Origin of the sequence: Oceanicaulis sp. UBA6590 (assembly GCF_002433705.1) — a bacterium.
In the GTDB taxonomy this organism is placed as follows: Bacteria; Pseudomonadota; Alphaproteobacteria; order Caulobacterales; family Maricaulaceae; genus Oceanicaulis.
Genome location: NZ_DJIQ01000022.1, coordinates 284,126 through 300,294, shown reverse-complemented (window position 1 = coordinate 300,294; position 16,169 = coordinate 284,126). Strand labels below are relative to the sequence as shown.

The window sequence follows — 16,169 nt, the reverse complement described above, 5'->3', positions numbered from 1 at the left end:
CAGAGCGGGCGGCCGGCGCGTTGGGTTCGGGAGGGGTGGTGGTGTCCCGAGCGGGCGCGGTTTAACGCACCGCGCTGCAGCGAAAAGGCGGGACTTCGTACATTCCGGCGATCCTGTTGGAGCCGCGCCCCTGGGGCAGGAATCCCTGGGGCGGACGTCTGACAAACGTCCAGCTTGGACAGGCTGCGTAGAACTGGCGTCAGCAAGCCGGTCGAGGCCGTAGAAAACACCACCGCGCGCGGGAGCCTTATCGGGCTCCATAACAACAATAAAACAGACCTATAATCGCCCGGACTGCTCCCGCGCGCCCTGCTCATGCCCTCGCCGCATCGCGGCGGGGACAAGGGTGCTGAAAAGCCTCTACTCCTCCGCCCGTCTAGGCGAGGACGCGGCGCCGGCGAGGATGCCGCCATCCAGATGCAAATCCGTACCGGTCATGTAGCTCGACGCCTCCGAAGCGAGGAACAGCGCCGTCTCGGCCACTTCCCCGGGCCGTCCGAACCGGCCCATGGGAATGCCCGCCTCCACGTCTGCGACGGCGCGGTCGCGCGCTTCGCCTTCGCCCAGCATGTCCTCCCACATCGGGGTCAGGACCGCGGCGGGCAGGATGGCGTTGCAGCGAATGGCGTAGCCTTGTTGCGCGCAATAAAGCGCCACGGTGCGGGTATGGTTCAGCACCGCCGCCTTGGACGCGGCATAGGCCGCCGCGGCGGGAATGCCCACCACGCCCGAGCGTGACGACAGATTGATGATCGAGCCGCCCTGGCGCGCCTTCATCAAACGGATCGCCCACTGACAGCCCAGCATGACGCCATCGGTATTGACCCGGTGCACGGTGCGCCAGGCTTCAAGCGAGACATGTTCGGGATCATGGAGACCGGGCGCCTGGGCGAAGCCGGTGATGCCGGCATTGTTGACCAGCACATCCAGACCACCCCAGCTCTGCTCGACCCATTCGGCGGCCTGGCTCCAGTGCGTCTCATGGCTGACGTCCAGCGTGCGCGCATGGGCCCGCTCGCCCAGCCGCGCGGCCAGCGCCTCGACGCCTGCGCCATCAATATCGGTGAGCAGCACCTCGGCGCCCTCGCGGACAAAAAGCTCCGCAATCGCTGCGCCTATGCCGCGCGCGGCGCCGGTGACCAATGCCTGCTTGCCTGAAAGTCGTGCCATGTGCGCCTCCCTTTGGGACGCTGCTATAAGCGCCCCGGGCGGGCCCGAAAAGGTCAGGAAGGGCTCAATCCCCGCCTTCGCGCAGACCGGGTTCAGAACGCCAGCGAGTCGGCATCGAGATCCTCCGGGCCGGTGCAGGTGAACTCGATGACGGTCCGTTCGATATTCACCCGCTGGACCACGCCATTGCGCACGATCAGCAGATACCGCTTGCTGCGCTCGCCCATATGCAGATGGTCAGGCAGGGTTTCGGTGAGGCCGAACCAACGCGAGAACGCCATGGGTCCGTCTGCATAGAACTGAAGACGTCCCTCGGGGTCGATCTGGCGGCGCCATTGGTCCACCGCGAAGGGGTCGTTGGAGACAATGCAGCTGATCTGGTCAAATCCTGACTGCTTCAGCGCAGGCGCCTTCTCGATGAAGCGGGGCAGATGACGCTTGGTGCAAATCGGCGTGAAGGCGCCGGGGACCCCGATAACGATATGGGTCCCCTGATCCAGAATGCCGCGCAAGCTGATCGAAACGGGCAAGCCCGCCTCGTCGAGATGGCCGACATTCACGTCGGGAATGCGCTGGCCCAGTATGACCTTCATGACTTCAGCCCCTCTCCCTGATCGGAATGAGGCGCCCGAAGTCATGAAAGAGGCTTTACACAGCTGCGCGACTAGCGACCGGCGACACAGGCGCCAGAGCTGACAACGCTGACGCCGGCGGCGGCCGCCGTGCAGGCATTGCCGTAAGTCTGGCCGTCACAGCCGCAGACCGGACGGTATTCCCGGGTGCACATTTGCGGGCGCGCGGTGCAGGTTCCCATCTGGTCCGCCGCACCGCACTGGGCGGTCGGGGCGTAGGCGCAATAGGCGGCGCCGGTCTGTTCGCCTTCGCACATGATCCCGGCCATGCCGCCACAGGCTTGCCCAAGGCCGACCACGCGCCAGTCATTGTCCGGGCCGCCATTGATCGGCGCATCGCCCGGAGAAGTCGCGCTACAGGCGCCCAGCACCATCATTCCAAGAACCATGAAGAAAATTCGCATCTGCGTCCCCTTGAAGCTGCGGCTTGCGTCCCGTGCCCGCCTGTCATGATCAGCGTCCGTCAAACTCTGGCGTCGAGCGCCTGTTCGCGCAACACTGCAACGCCCAGTCTGCATGGAGGTTCCTGAATGTCCGATGATCGCCAGCATCCCGTACCCAGCCCGTTTGGAGCCCGCTCCACCGCCGCTGAAGTCGCCGCGGCGGCCGATCTGAAGGGCAAGACCGTCATCGTCACAGGAGGCTATTCGGGCATCGGACTTGAAACCACCCGCGCCCTTGTCGGCGCTAGTGCGCGTGTGATCGTCACCATACGCTCTGAAGGCAAGGCGCAAGCCGCCCTGGACGGGCTCGGGGTCGAGACCGTCAAGCTGGACCTGATGGAGCCTGACAGCGTCGCGGAAGGCGCCCAGGCGCTCAGGGACCTCACCCCGGACGGCATCGACATCCTCATCAACAACGCCGGGATCATGGCGACGCCCCTGCGGCGCAATTCAAAAGGGTGGGAAAGCCAGTTCGCCACCAATCATCTGGGGCATTTCGCCCTGTTCGCGCGCATTTGCGATCTCCTGCTCAAGCGCCCGGGCGCGCGGGTCGTGGCGCTGTCCTCTCTCGCCCACCGCATCAGCGATGTGAATCTGGACGACTGGAACTGGCGTGATGCGGACTATGAGAAATGGCCCGCCTATGGCCGGTCCAAGAGCGCGAACGCCCTGTTCGCGCTGGAGCTGAACCGACGGTATGAGCCGCGCGGCCTGAAGGCGTTCTCGGTCCATCCGGGCGGGATCATGACCGAACTGCAGCGCGATCTGCCCGAGGCCGAAATGCGCGCCCTGGGATGGTTTGATGAAAACGGCGTGTTGAACCCGGTCTTCAAGACGGTGGAGGAAGGCGCATCGACCACGCTCTGGGCCGCGACCTCTCCTGTGCTGGATGCGCGCGGCGGCGTCTATTGCGAGGATTGCAACATCGCCGCCCCGAACCCGCCCGAAGGCGCGTTCTACGGCGTGCATCCGCACATCCGCAACGCCGAAACGGCCAGGACGCTCTGGACGCTGAGCGAGGAGATTACAGGGCTGAAGGCCGCCTGAGGCTTTCACTGAGCCCCGCTTCGGTTTAGGTCCAAGCCCAGACTCCAACAGCCAAGACGCTCCGCCATGACCTTACGCCTCGCCTTCATGGGAACTCCGGATTTCGCCGCCGCCTCGCTCGCCGAGATTGTCGGCGCGGGTCATGAGGTGGTTGCGGTCTATACCCAGCCCGAACGTCCGCGCGGACGCGGCCAGACTCTGGTGAAGACCCCGGTCCATCAGCTCGCCGAGCAGTTCGGGCTGACCGTCCACACGCCCGAGAGCTTTCGTGATCCTGACGTCATCGCCCAGTTTGAAAGCCTCGATCTCGATGCGGCCTGCGTTGTCGCCTACGGCCAGATCCTGCCCCAGCAGGCGCTCGACGCGCCGCGCCTTGGCTGTCTGAACCTGCACGCCTCGCTGCTGCCGCGCTGGCGGGGGGCCGCGCCCATCCAGCGCGCCATCATGGCGGGCGACGAGATGACCGGCGTGCAGATCATGCAGATGGAGGCCGGGCTCGACACCGGCCCTGTGCTGATGAGCGAAGTGGTCCCGATTTCCGAGACCGACACCGCCGCCAGCCTGCATGACCGGCTGATGAGCACAGGCGCGCTTTTATGGCCGCGCACCCTCGCCGCGCTTGAGCGCGGCTCGCTCAACGCCGCACCGCAAAGCGAGGAGGGCGTCACCTACGCCAAGAAGATCACCCGTGAGGAAGCGCGCATCAACTGGTCCAAACCCGCCAGCGAGGTGGCGGACCATATCCGCGGCCTCTCCCCCTTCCCCGGCGCATACTTTGAACTGCCCGGAGACAAGCCCGTGCGGGTGAAGGTCCACTTCGCCCAGCCGGAAGCCGGCGACGGCGAGCCGGGCGAAGCGCTCGATGACTCGCTTCTGATCGCTTGCGGGCGCGGCGCTGTGCGCCTGGTCCGCCTTCAGCGCGAGGGCAAGGGCGTGATGGACGCGAAGGCCTTCCTCAACGGCGTGGACGTGCCCAAGGGCACGGTGCTGGCCTAGCCATGCCGCGCTACAAGCTCACCATCGAATATGATGGCGGCCCGTTCGTGGGTTGGCAGCGGCAGGACAATGGCCCCTCGGTGCAGGGCGCGCTGGAAGCGGCCGCCGCCAAGCTCGATGGCGGCCCGCGCGAGGTCTATGGCGCGGGGCGGACCGATTCCGGCGTCCATGCGCTCGGTCAGGTCGCCCATGTGGATCTTGAAAAGGATCTCCCCGCCGACAAGGTGCGCGACGCGATCAATCATCATCTCAAACCCCACCCCATTGCGGTGGTCGAGGCGGTGCGCGTCACGGACGAGTTTCACGCCCGCTTCAAGGCCCACCGGCGCGGCTATATCTACCGCCTGCACGCAAGGCGCGCGCCCCTCACCCTGACCCGCGGTCAGGTCTGGCGCGTCTATCAGCCGCTTGATGTGGAGGCCATGCACACCGCCGCCCAGCATCTGGTCGGCACGCATGATTTCACGACCTTCCGCGACAGCCAGTGTCAGGCCGACAGCCCGGTCAAATCACTCGACAAGATCGCGGTGTTCCACTCCGGCGAAGAAATCCATGTGACGGTGGAAGCGATCAGCTTCCTGCACCGTCAGGTGCGCTCGATTGTGGGCTCGCTGGTCGAGGTGGGTCTGGGCAAATGGACGCCAGAGGATTTCAAGGCGGCGCTTGACGCCGCCGACCGCTCCCGCTGCGGCCCTGTCGCCCCGCCGGACGGGCTCTACCTGTCGCTGGTGGCGTATCCGGACGGGTTCGAGCTTCCCGAGTGAATTCCCGGGCGAGCGAAGCGAAGACCCGGGACCTTGTTCCGCGCATCGCGCCTTATCCTGATGGAGGCCCCGGCTCTGCGCTGCGCTTGGCCGGGGTTTCACTCTCTCAAAATGTCATTCACCGGTTTATCCGGTGAATCCATGCCGTGACCTGTGATCGGACCAACCGGAATGGATCCCCCGGACAAGCCGGGGGATGACAGGATGAGAGGTTTGAGGATTAACCCCTACTCCGCGCCCCAGGGCGCGGGCGGAGTCTCGACCGGTTCGGTCAGGTCAAACTCCACCGCGAAATGCCGGTTCGGGCGATCGAGCGCATAGGTGAAGCTGTCATCGTCGAGCGTGATCGACCAGACATTCGCCATAGAGGCGGGAATGTTCTCGCGCTCGAACAGGGCCTGGCTCTCCGCATCGGCGGGAAAGTCCGCACGCACAGGGCCAGCCGGACCGTCGGTGTCGCCGCCATACTGGGTCAGCACGTCTTCAGAGCCGTCCTCATGGCGGTGATCATGCTTGAGCCGCAGCCCGTCCTCGGGCAGGCGCGTGATCACCCAGGTCCGAGAGCGATCCTCGCCCACATGGAAGGGGATGCGCATCTGCGTCTCGCCGCACGTACGCACATGCATGACCAAACGCTCTGTGGCGAACGCTTCGTCACGCGGATCATCAGAGATGACCCGGCCTTCAAAGGCCTGCCCGCAATAGGCGCTCAGGCGCTCGAACAGATCCGGTTCGGGCTGGGCGGCAGGCGCACAGGCTGCCAGAGCCAGCGGCGCGCTCAGAAGCGCGAAGCGAAACCCGATCACTCGGCCGCTTCCGTCGGGGCGCCGCGCTGCTTGACCAGCTTCTGGACCTTCTTGACCGCGCGATCCCGCTTCAGGCGCGACAGATAGTCGATGAAGACGACGCCTTCGAGGTGATCCATCTCGTGCTGGATGCAGACCGCGAACAGGTCTTCGGCGATCTCTTCACGTTTCTCGCCGTCATAGTCGAGATACTCGACCTTCACCTTCTTGGGCCGCTCGACGCTGTCAAACACATCCGGGACCGACAGGCAGCCTTCCTGATAGGGTTTGAGGTCTTCGGTCAGCGGGGTGATCACCGGATTGACGTAATAGCGCGGATCATTGCGCTCGTCCGACAGGTCCATGACGATGACGCGCTTGTCCACGCCCACCTGGATCGCCGCCAGACCAATGCCGTCGGCGGCGTACATGGTCTCGACCATGTCATCCATCAGGGCGCGAAGCGCGTCGTCCACCGCGTCGACCGGCTTGGACACCAGCTTCAGACGCGGATCGGGAACGGTGAGTATCTCTCGAATAGCCATGCCTGATAGGTAATCCCGCAAAGGGTTTGGTTCAAGCGCATCGCGCTGCGCGCCTGGACGCGATCAGACTGGAACCCGCGCGCAAAGCGTATAGCCTGCCTCAAACACCAGTCTGGGGGGATATCATGAAAACCGTCTTGCTCGCCTGCGCTTTGGCGTTCACCGCCGCGACACCTCTCTTCGCCCAGACGCCCGAGCCGGACTCCGAAAGCCCTGTGACCATCGGCGTGAGCGTGGTTCTCGATGCGCCGAGCCTGAATGATCAGCGCGAAGTGAATATCTGGGTCCCGCCTTTCCTCGATCAGCTCGAAGAGCCGATCAACGTCGTCTATCTCGTTGATGGCGGGCAGGATCAGGACTTCGTCCACATGGCCGGCCTTGCCCAGCTGGGCGCGCTGAGCTGGCAGTATGAGCCCTTCATGCTGGTGGGCGTTCAGACCAGGACCCGGCTCTTTGACCTGACCCGTCCTGCGGAAGACCCGCGCTATCAGGCCCAGTTCCCCGAACAGGGCGGATCGGAAGCCTTTCTCGCCTTTCTGACCCGGCAAGTGATCCCCTATGTGGAGGCGCATTACCCGGTGTCGGATCGCCGCGCGCTGATCGGGGAGTCCCTGGCGGGTCTCTTCGTCACCGACACCTTCCTGAACGCCCCATCGAGCTTCACCGACTATATCGCGGTCAGCCCGTCGCTGTGGTGGGATGATCAGGCCGCGAGCAAGGCCGCTCCGGCGCTCTTGGCGCAACACGATGACGCCGAACGCCATCTTTATCTGACCATGGCCGATGAAGGCGGGACCATGCAGGCCGGGCTCGACCGGCTTCTGGCGGCGCTGCGTGAGGATGCGCCTGAAGGCCTCGACTGGACCCATGTGGACCGGTCAGACACCGAGAGCCATTCCACGATCTTCCACCCGGCGGCGCTCGATGCCTTCCGCACCCTGTTCGCCCTGCCGCCCTATGAGTATGGCGAGGCGCCCTGGTATCTGATCGAAGGCGGGGAGCCGCCTGCCGAGGAAGAAAGCGAAGGCTAGGCCTTCTCCTCGTCCGGGCCGGTCAGGAGCCTTGGCGCTTCATCGACCTGGGCCGGAGACTCGATCTGCTTCATCTGGCCATTGAGCTGGGCCATGTCGCGCGCCTTGGGCAGCACCCGGCTGTCAAACGAGCCCACCGCCTTGTTGTAATTGGCGGTCGCCGATTTCAGGCCCGCCCCCACACGCCCCAGATGGTCGGAGAAGGTATTGAGGCGCGTGAACAGCTCATCGCCCAGGGCGGCGACCTTCTGGGCGTTCTGCTCCAGCTTCTCCTGCCGGAAGCCATAGGCGACGGCCTTGGCGAGCGCGAGCAGGGTTGCGGGCGTGGTGATGATCACATTGGCCTTGATGGCGTCGTCAAACAGGGCCGGATCTTCCTCGATGGCGGCGGAATAGAAGCTCTCGCCGGGTATGAACAGCGCCACGAAATCGATCGCGCCATCCACGCTGGCCGCATATTCCTTTTTCGCCAGCTGTTTGACGTGGGTCTTCACCTGCTGGGCGTGACGGCGCAGCGCGTCACGGCGGCTCGCCTCATCCTCGGCTTCCACAGCGTCGAGATAGGCGGTCAGCGCCACTTTTGAGTCCACCACGAAACGCCCGCCGCCCGGCAGCTTGATCACGAAATCCGGCCGCAGCGCCGCCCCGTCCGTGTCGCGGGTCTGGTGCTGGGCGTCGTAATCGATGTTCTTGGTGAGGCCCGCGAGCTCGAGGATGTTCTCGACCGTGCGCTCGCCCCACTGACCGCGCGTTGTGGACTTGCGCTGCAGGGCGTTGACCAGCTTTGCGGTTTCCTTGTGCTGGTCATTCAGGCCCTGGCTGAGCTTGGTGATCTGCTCGGCGATCGCGCCGGAATTGCGGGCGCGATCCTGCTCCATCTTCTCCACCTGTTCGCGGAATTTATCGAGCCGCTCGCGGATCGGATCGACGAGGGATTTGACCCCGCCCTCCGCTTTCTCATGCTGGGTCTTGAAGCTCTGCTGAGCCTGTTCGAGCAGCTTTTTCGAGGACACGTCCAGCGCCTCGTCCGCCAGAGCCTTGAAGCGGTCCTGCATCTCCTGGCTCAGCGCGGTCAGGCGCTCGCGTTCGGCCTTCACCGCCGCATCGCGCTCTTCCAGCCGTTCGCGCAGGGCCCGCAATTCCGATGACGCGCGCTGCTCGGCCTGCCGGGTGGCTTCGAGCTGCTCTTCAAGCCCCTGAACGCGGTCGGCCTGGGTGCGGGCGCTGGCGAGTTCGCGTTCCGCCTGATCCCGCACTGTCCGGGTCTTCTCAAGGTCGACCCTCAGACTTTCGATCTGGCGAAGCTCGGTCTGCGCTTCGCGCAATTCCAGCTGCGCCTCTGACAGCTCCGCCTGCATCTCACTGAGACGAGTCCGCAAACCATCGGCTTCCCCCCAGGCCTTGCGCAGAAGCACCACGCTCACCCCGCCCAGAATGAGACAGGCGCCGCCGAGCGCGATCAGAGCAAGTGAAACGGGATCCATGGCGCACCTTCACATCAGACCAGAACGAAACGGGACCATACATGAGTCCCGTTCGGCGCGCGCCTTGCATTTTCACCTGAAAGACGACTTTCGGGGGATCAATATGCGCCTGTTTGATACGCCTTTGTCCGAGCTTGGCATCCGGGACCTGGACCGGTGGCGGGAACTGGCGCGTCCGGATGGGCGTCTTGTCAGCCCCTATCTCCTGCCCGATTTCGCCCAGATGGTGGATGCCCAGCGCCATGATGTGCGCGTCATCATCGCCGAGGAAAACAGCGCCCCGATTGGCTATTTCGCCTATCACGCCCCCCAGGGCGGCATTGCGCGCCCGGTGGGAGCGCCGCTGTCAGACTATCAGGGGTTCGCGGCCGTTCCCGGCTTCAGGGTGGATGAAAAAGACCTTTTGACCGCCATGGGCGCGGATGTGCTGGTCTATGACAACTGGATGGGTCAGCCTTTGGGCAAGACCCGCGCGCAAACCCGCTCCTCCATCATTGATCTAAGCGAGGGCCTCGACAGCTGGATGGCGCGCAAGGAAGCCACCCAGCACAAGCACTTCAAGAAGCTGCGCCAGCGTCAACGCAAGGCCGAGCGCGAATTCGGACCGATCCGCGTGGTGTTTGGCGACCCGCTGGGCGATCACTTCGACACGCTGCGCACCTGGAAGAGCCAGCAATATCGCGATACGGGCCTGCTGGATCTGTTTGGCGTCGCTTGGGTGGACTCCGTCATCCGCAATTGCGCCGCGCGCAGCTTCGGTCCGTTCCGCGGCCTCGTCGCCTCCCTGTATCTGGGCGAGCGTCTGGCGGCGGTGGAAATGGGGATTGTCGCAGGCGATGTGTATCATTCCTGGATGCCCGCCTATGATCCGGCCTTCCGCGCCGTGTCGCCCGGCCATTTGCTGCTTCAGGGCATCATCGAGGCCGCGCCCAACATGCGCATCAACCGCATCGACCTGGGCGGCGGCGATTACGCCTACAAGGCCGCCTACACCGATTACGAGGTGGCGCTCTCAGGCGGACGCGCCATGAAGCCGAGCGCGGCCATGGCCAGTCTTCTCGCCTGGGATGGCGCGGAGGCGGCCGCCCGTCTCCTGCCTGGCCCGCTGGCGAATGCGCCCCTGAAGCTGCGCCGCCGCTGGGCCCAAACCGCCGCCGCCGAACCGGTCCTGGTCCGGCGCGTCCACCATATGGGCGAAGCCTTCCTCAAGGCGCCGCAACGACTGACGGCCTAGCCTTTAACGGTTCCATTCAGCGCCTGATCGCCTATCTTCCCGGCAAACCATTTACGGGGAGACCACTATGATCCGTTCCACCGCCATCGCCGGCCTGAGCCTCATGGCTCTGTCCTCCGCCGCCTTCGCCCAGGACGTCATTGAGACCGAACAGGCCGATTTCATCGTCGAAACCGTCGCGGGCGGGCTGGAATACCCCTGGTCCATCGCCTTCCTGCCGTCTGGCGAGATGCTGGTCACCGAGCGCGAGGGCCGACTGCGCGTCATCGATGCGAACGGGCTTCGCGAAGCCCCGGTTTCGGGCTTGCCGGATGACCTGCTGGTGGAACGTCAGGGCGGTCTGCTGGACGTCGCGCTGGCGCCCGATTTCACCGACAGCCGCATGATCTATTTCAGCTATGCCGAAGGCACGGCGCAGGCGAACAACACCGCCCTCGCCCGCGCGACCCTCAGTGAAGACCTCACCACGCTCGACAATGTTGAAGACATCTTCCACGTCAATTTCGAGAAGGCGGGCGGGTTCCACTTTGGCGGACGCATCCTGTTCAACCCGGACGGGACGCTGTTCCTGACCCTGGGCGAAGGCGGCAATTACCAGCAGGAATCCCAGAACCCCGAGAACCATCTGGGCGCGGTCGTGCGCCTCAATCTCGACGGATCGATCCCGGCTGACAATCCGGTGATCGAGAACGGCGCGCCGGGCGTCTACACCTATGGCCACCGCAATTCCCAGGGCATCGCCCGCAACCCCATTACCGGCTCGGTCTGGGAGCTGGAGCATGGCGCGCGCGGCGGGGACGAGATCAACATCCTTGAAGCCGGAACCAATTACGGCTGGCCCGAAATCACCTACGGCATCAATTACGACGGCACGATCATTACCGAGGACCGTGAACGCGAGGGCCTCGCCCAGCCGATCTGGTACTGGAATCCCTCCATCGCCCCGTCCGGCATGATGTTCTACACCGGCGACCGCTTCCCTCACTGGCAGGGCGACCTGTTCGTCTCCGCCCTGGCCGGCAGCAAGATCGAGCGTCTGGAAGTTGATGGCGACCGGGTGATCAGCGTCGAACCGCTGCTCGAGGATCTGGGTCAGCGCTTCCGCGATGTGCGCACGGGCCCGGACGGCGCCATCTACACCCTGACCGATGACTTTGAAGGCTCGGTGCTGCGGCTTGTCCCGGCGGAATAAGATCCTGAAGGGCTGGCTCTAGAGCCAGCCCTTTTTCCGGAACCACCAGATCAGACCGCCCGCCACACCGAGACACAGGGCGCATACGAGGGCGAAGGCATAGGGCCAGTTGGCGCCTGGCAGTCCGCCCACATTGATGCCCAGAAGCCCCGTCAGGAAGCCCAGCGGCAGGAACACCGCGGCCACCACCGAGAGCAGCAACATGGCCGAGTTCATCTCCTCGGCCCGCGCATCCACCATCTGATCGTTGAGGATCGAGCTGCGGTCGCGAACCATGTCCAGCTCCTCCACAAGCCGGGTCAGCTGATCGGCCGTCTCGCGCAGACTGACGCGGACACCGGGCACACGCAGCGGGCCGATATCCTCCACCGACAAGCGCGCCAGCACATCACGCTGCGGAGCCAGATAACGCCGCAGCGCAATCGTCGTGCGTCGCACCTCGGCCAACTGTCCGCGCAGACCGGACGCCTGGTCCACGCTCCGCTCCTCCAGATCATCGATCTCGTCCACCAGCTCGTCGAGCACCGGCTCCATGCGCGCGGTCAGCCCCTGAGCCAGGGCGCAGATGAAGTCCGAGGCGGTGGCGGGTCCCTGCCCGGCCCTGAAACCGTCCGCAATCTCGGCGACCGCCATCAGACGCCGCATCCGGGTTGAAATCACGAGCCGGTCACTGACCCAGAGCCGGATGGAGACCATGTCCTCGGGGTCCGAGTTCGGATTGAGGTTCACCCCTCGCATGATCAGGATCAGCCCGTCGGCATGTTCGGCCACACGCGGACGCGTGTCTTCCCGGCCCAGGGCGCTGGCGACGACCGCATCGGCCTGCGCCTCGATCCAGGCGGTTACGCCCTCCGCGCTGCGATCCAGGTGAACCCAGCGATACACGACCTCCCGGCCCGCGGGCGCGCCAAGATCCTCGACCGGGCGCGTTGCTCCGCCCGCCATGACATCAAACGCGTAAATGGGTGTGGGCGTCATGCGTCAGCTCCATCCGCACCGGAACTGGTCTGTCCCGGGATGATGTGCAGGTCCCGTTGCGGGAACGGAATCCTGACCCCGTTCGCCTCGAAGCGGTCGACAATGGCGAACATGACCTCGCTTTGCGGCACCATGCGGCCCTTGGTGACGTCGCTGACCCAGAACCAGAGCGTGAAGTCGATGGAGCTGTCGCCAAAGGTTCGCATCACGCAGAGCGGCGCCGGATCCTCGATGCACAGCGGGTGCGCGCTCGCCGCCTCCAGCATCAGGGACTGGGCGAGGTGCAGGTCCGAGCCATAGGCGACCCCCACCTTGATCTCCACCCGGCCGCGCGTGTTGTTGAGCGTCCAGTTGATCACCCGGCCGGTGATCAGCTCCTCGTTGGGGATCAGGATTTCCTTGCCGTCAAAGGTCTCCAGCAGGACATAGCGGGCGCTGGTGCGTCGCACGAACCCGGTCGTGCCGTCGGCCAGCTCGACAAGATCATCTTCCTCCACAGAGCGTTCGGCCATCAGGATCAGACCGGAAATGAAGTTCGAGGCGATCTTCTGAAGCCCGAACCCCAGGCCAATGCCCAAGGCGCCGCCAAAGACCGTCAGGGCGGTCAGGTCGAGCCCCACCACGTCCAGCGTGATCAGACCGGCGATGATGTAGATGGCGATGCGGACGATCTGGGCGATCAGCGAGCGCGTGCCGGACTTGAACGCCTTGGAGCTGCGGATGCGCGTGTCGAGGACCCCGGCGATGACCGCAGCCATCCAGTAGACCAGCGCGAGCACCACGATCACCCGCGCCACCATATAGGCGGTGATAGTGAAATCCCCGGTCGAGAAGCTCAGTCGTTCGGAACTCAGAAGACGTTCAACCGGATCCAGCCAGCCCGCCACACCGGCGACCAGAATGGCGCACAGGCCCAGAAACAGCGCCCAGAGGATGAGCGGTCGAAACCGCGAGCCTTGCGGCTTCTCGTCGATGGTCTCGGTCTCTTCGATCATGGTCCGTCCTGATTCCTGTCACTCGGTCCGTCGACCAAAATGCGTCAGGACTCGCCGACTTGCCAGCGTGCTGACATCCGGAAGATGTCAGACCTGAGCGTCCGCATCGCCTGGACGCGCCTCAGGACAGAAAAAACCCCGCCGGTTTCCCGGCGGGGCAGAGTACGGGTTCCTTTGAGGATCCTAGAACTGCTTGCGCAGCGTGATCCCGTAGGTGCGAGGCTGGTTTGGATAAGCGGAGAAGGAGCCCGCTTGCAGCGTCGTCGGGAACCCCGAAGTGTAATACTCGTCCTCGTTCAGGTTCCGCGCCCAGAGCAGGGCTTCGAGACCGTTATCGAGGTTCACCCCGAAGGAGGCGTTGATGGTGTTCACCGACCGGGTGATGTCATCCGGCAGGTTGTTGAGCAGCTTGACCTCGGATTCGTACTGGTAGTCGGCCCGGAAGAAGGCCTCGCCGCCATTGAAGTCGCGAGTGTACTGAACACCGAAGGAGCCGGCGAATTCGGGAATGCCCGCAACGTCCTCGCCGCTGAGATCGCCCACGCCATTGGCGACGCCGTCCGCCAGGTCTTCCGGACTGCCCGTGACGACGGGCGCCCCCGGATAGCTGTCATACTCGGCGTTCATCCAGATGCCTGACAGGGTGAAGGTCAGGCCCGGAATGGCCGGCGGGTTGATCGTGCTGTCAAACTCCAGGCCCTGGCTGGTCTGTTCGCCGGCGTTCACCACCGCAAAGCCCGCGCCCTGGAAGATGGAGGACTGGAAGTCCTCGATGGTCTGGTCAAACAGCGCCACATCCAGCGAGCCCCAGGAGAAGCGGGTCTTGAAGCCGATCTCGAGCGTGGTCGTGATTTCCGGACGGGCAAAGCGCTGATTGCCGGCGACCCCGAGCGCTTCCGCGGTGTTCACCACCGTGGGCAGGCCCAGAGCGTTGTCCGCCGCCAGTTCGCCGGCCGCCCTCAGGGCGGCGACATCCGCCGTATTCGGACGGGTGTCCGGCGTCAGGTTCCAGGAGGACGCCTTGAAGCCGCGCGCATAGGAAACGTAGACATTGGTCCGGTCCGTCGCGTCGTAGGCCAGACGCAGGGTGTAGGGCCAGTCTGAATCATTGGTCTGGCCGTCTTCCACCGAGTTCGGGAACGGGGTCAACGCGCCCAGCGGCTGGAGTCCCAGCTGGAAGAAGTCCAGAAGCGGGTTGGCCAGGGGCAGACCCGTCGCCGGGTCCACCACGACGCCGTTCACCAGCACGCCGCCATTGCCCAGGGCCACCGAGTTGAACGTGGTCGAGGCGTTGACGAAGGCGTTGAAGATCGCCGGTTGGGAGGCCGCAAAGGCGCCCACCTGCGTCGGGTCATTGGGATTAACGCCGGCGCTCTGCAGGAAGCTGCCCAGACCCAGCTGGACAAAGTTCAGGTCCGAGAACGGGTTGGTGCGGATCACATTGGTGAAATCAACGCTCTTGTTGGTCTCGAAGTAAGCCAGGCCCGCTGTCAGGACCAGGCGATCGGTCAGATTGAAGTCCATCTGGCCGAAGATCTGGAACTGCTCGTCGGTCTGTTCCGCCGTGAAGCGCGTCCCGCCGCCTTCGGCATAGAAGGTGCCGGGCGCGAAGCCGAGCGGCGCCTCGAACATCGCCAGGGCGCCGCCGGTCAGGATGTCCACATAGGCGCGGGAATCTGCGCCATAGATACGGGCGTCCTCCACGGTCATGTCTTCGTCCGAATAGAACGCGCCCAGCAGGAAGAAGGCCCGGTTGTTCCAGTCGCCGGTCAGGCGGAATTCCTGGGTGAAGGTGCTCACGTCCAGCCCCCGGATATTCTCTCCCAGGATATCCAGATCGGTGAAGTCGCCCTCATAGTCGACGAAATCGTCGTACTGACGGAATGCGGTGATCGAGCTGAGGGTCAGATTGTCGTTCAGCTCCCAGTCCGCCTGCAGCGAAATCCCCGAATTCTCGATCTGGTTCCGGTTGGGCAGATCGGTGGCGATCCGGTAGGCGAAATCGCCCTGCGAGGTCTGTCCGCCCAGCAGGCCCCGAATGGCGGGGCCGGCGGCGCCGTCGGTGACGCGATCCGTGCCGCAGCATTGTTCGTCGATCTCGTCATAGTCCGCGATCAGGCGCAGTTCGAGATTGTCGGTCGGCAGCATCAGCAGCTGGCCGCGAATGGCGTAGCGGTCCCGATCATTGAAATCGCCGCCCGGCCCGCTGTTCTCGTAATATCCGTCACGCTGGTTCATGCTGCCGGACAGGGAGAAGGCGACATTCTCGTTGAGCGGTCCGGTGACCGAGCCCTTGAGGATCGTCGCGCCGAAATTGCCGAACGTGACCTCGCCCGTTCCGCCCCACTCGAAAGACGGGCTCTCGGTGATGATGCTCACCACGCCCGCCGTGGCGTTCTTGCCGAACAGGGTCGATTGCGGACCGCGCAGCACCTCCACCCGCTCGATCCCCATCAGGTCAGACAGGACCGAGCCCGCCCGAGGCCGGAACACGCCATCGATATAGACGGCGACCGACGGCTCGATGCCGGGATTGTTCGCGCCATTGCCCTGGCCGCGAATGATGAAGGTCGTGTTGGAGCTGCGCTCCAGCTGACTGACGCGCAGGGCCGGCACGACGGACTGCAGATCAAGCGCATCGATGATCTGCGCGTTCTGGATGGTTTCAGCCTGGACCACGGACACCGCGATCGGCACTTCCTGAAGCGTCTGCTCCCGCTTCTGGGCGGTCACGGTGATGACATCAGGCTGCTGAGCATGCGCCAGTCCCGTCAGACCAGCCGCGAGCGCTGTTGCGCCAAGCGCAACGGACTTGATGGATTTCTTCATTCTTTCCTCCCCCGACGCCTCGCAGCTTTGTCGCCGCTGTTTGG

15 protein-coding genes are annotated in these 16,169 nt (G+C 64.5%); 6 read left to right on the top strand and 9 right to left on the bottom strand.

All coding sequences use genetic code 11. The annotated features are described in order from the left end of the window. Positions 1 to 360 precede the first annotated feature (360 nt). From B2Z70_RS05115 to B2Z70_RS05105, 3 genes are all read right to left on the bottom strand, one after another. On the bottom strand, positions 361 to 1,170 hold the full coding sequence (locus tag B2Z70_RS05115) for a glucose 1-dehydrogenase (protein ID WP_292981775.1): 810 nt from the start codon (positions 1,168 to 1,170) through the stop codon (positions 361 to 363). Positions 1,171 to 1,262: 92 nt separating this feature from the next. After that, entirely contained in the window at positions 1,263 to 1,763 is a 501-nt protein-coding gene (locus tag B2Z70_RS05110) for a peroxiredoxin family protein (protein ID WP_292981773.1), read from the bottom strand. Positions 1,764 to 1,834: 71 nt separating this feature from the next. Further along, a complete protein-coding gene (locus B2Z70_RS05105) occupies positions 1,835 to 2,206 on the bottom strand; it encodes a Kazal-type serine protease inhibitor family protein (protein ID WP_009802950.1) in 372 nt (123 codons plus the stop codon). Positions 2,207 to 2,332: 126 nt separating this feature from the next. Here B2Z70_RS05105 and B2Z70_RS05100 point away from each other — a divergent pair, with 126 nt between their 5' ends. From B2Z70_RS05100 to truA, 3 genes are all read left to right on the top strand, one after another. Continuing rightward, a complete protein-coding gene (locus B2Z70_RS05100) occupies positions 2,333 to 3,292 on the top strand; it encodes an SDR family NAD(P)-dependent oxidoreductase (protein WP_292981769.1) in 960 nt (319 codons plus the stop codon). A gap of 66 nt (positions 3,293 to 3,358) precedes the next feature. Beyond that, the gene (fmt, locus tag B2Z70_RS05095) at positions 3,359 to 4,288 is read left to right on the top strand and encodes a methionyl-tRNA formyltransferase (protein WP_292981766.1); all 930 of its coding nucleotides are present in this window, start codon (positions 3,359 to 3,361) and stop codon (positions 4,286 to 4,288) included. Between the two features lie 2 nt (positions 4,289 to 4,290). Next, positions 4,291 to 5,052 (top strand): tRNA pseudouridine(38-40) synthase TruA, encoded by a 762-nt coding sequence (truA, locus tag B2Z70_RS05090; protein WP_292981763.1) that lies wholly within the window; start codon positions 4,291 to 4,293, stop codon positions 5,050 to 5,052. Positions 5,053 to 5,279: 227 nt separating this feature from the next. On the opposite strand, the gene B2Z70_RS05085 is transcribed toward truA, so the two are convergent. After that, positions 5,280 to 5,858 carry a hypothetical protein gene (locus B2Z70_RS05085; RefSeq protein WP_292981760.1) on the bottom strand — a complete coding sequence of 193 codons (579 nt, stop codon included), beginning with the start codon at positions 5,856 to 5,858 and terminating at the stop codon, positions 5,280 to 5,282. Then, positions 5,855 to 6,382 carry a peptide deformylase gene (gene def, locus B2Z70_RS05080; protein ID WP_009802945.1) on the bottom strand — a complete coding sequence of 176 codons (528 nt, stop codon included), beginning with the start codon at positions 6,380 to 6,382 and terminating at the stop codon, positions 5,855 to 5,857. The genes B2Z70_RS05085 and def overlap by 4 nt, the downstream gene beginning before the upstream one ends. 125 nt (positions 6,383 to 6,507) lie before the next feature. Between def and B2Z70_RS05075 the strand changes: the two genes are divergently transcribed. Further along, positions 6,508 to 7,413 (top strand): alpha/beta hydrolase, encoded by a 906-nt coding sequence (locus B2Z70_RS05075; RefSeq protein ID WP_292981755.1) that lies wholly within the window; start codon positions 6,508 to 6,510, stop codon positions 7,411 to 7,413. On the opposite strand, the gene B2Z70_RS05070 is transcribed toward B2Z70_RS05075, so the two are convergent. After that, positions 7,410 to 8,897, bottom strand: coding sequence for a DNA recombination protein RmuC (locus B2Z70_RS05070; RefSeq protein ID WP_009802943.1), 1,488 nt, complete (start codon positions 8,895 to 8,897; stop codon positions 7,410 to 7,412). The two genes, B2Z70_RS05075 and B2Z70_RS05070, sit on opposite strands and share 4 nt — an antisense overlap. Before the next feature lie 103 nt (positions 8,898 to 9,000). Between B2Z70_RS05070 and B2Z70_RS05065 the strand changes: the two genes are divergently transcribed. Continuing rightward, on the top strand, positions 9,001 to 10,131 hold the full coding sequence (locus tag B2Z70_RS05065) for a GNAT family N-acetyltransferase (RefSeq protein ID WP_292981752.1): 1,131 nt from the start codon (positions 9,001 to 9,003) through the stop codon (positions 10,129 to 10,131). A 67-nt stretch (positions 10,132 to 10,198) separates the two neighbouring features. Continuing rightward, the gene (locus B2Z70_RS05060) at positions 10,199 to 11,323 is read left to right on the top strand and encodes a PQQ-dependent sugar dehydrogenase (RefSeq protein ID WP_292981749.1); all 1,125 of its coding nucleotides are present in this window, start codon (positions 10,199 to 10,201) and stop codon (positions 11,321 to 11,323) included. A gap of 18 nt (positions 11,324 to 11,341) precedes the next feature. Here the strand turns inward: B2Z70_RS05060 and B2Z70_RS05055 are convergent, their stop codons facing one another. The 3 genes from B2Z70_RS05055 to B2Z70_RS05045 form a co-directional block, all read right to left on the bottom strand. After that, positions 11,342 to 12,301, bottom strand: coding sequence for a zinc transporter ZntB (locus B2Z70_RS05055; protein WP_292981746.1), 960 nt, complete (start codon positions 12,299 to 12,301; stop codon positions 11,342 to 11,344). Continuing rightward, complete coding sequence (locus tag B2Z70_RS05050; RefSeq protein WP_292981743.1) at positions 12,298 to 13,296, bottom strand: mechanosensitive ion channel family protein; 999 nt, start codon at positions 13,294 to 13,296, stop codon at positions 12,298 to 12,300. The genes B2Z70_RS05055 and B2Z70_RS05050 overlap by 4 nt, the downstream gene beginning before the upstream one ends. Positions 13,297 to 13,479: 183 nt before the next feature. After that, entirely contained in the window at positions 13,480 to 16,125 is a 2,646-nt protein-coding gene (locus B2Z70_RS05045; protein WP_292981740.1) for a TonB-dependent receptor, read from the bottom strand. Positions 16,126 to 16,169 lie beyond the last annotated feature (44 nt).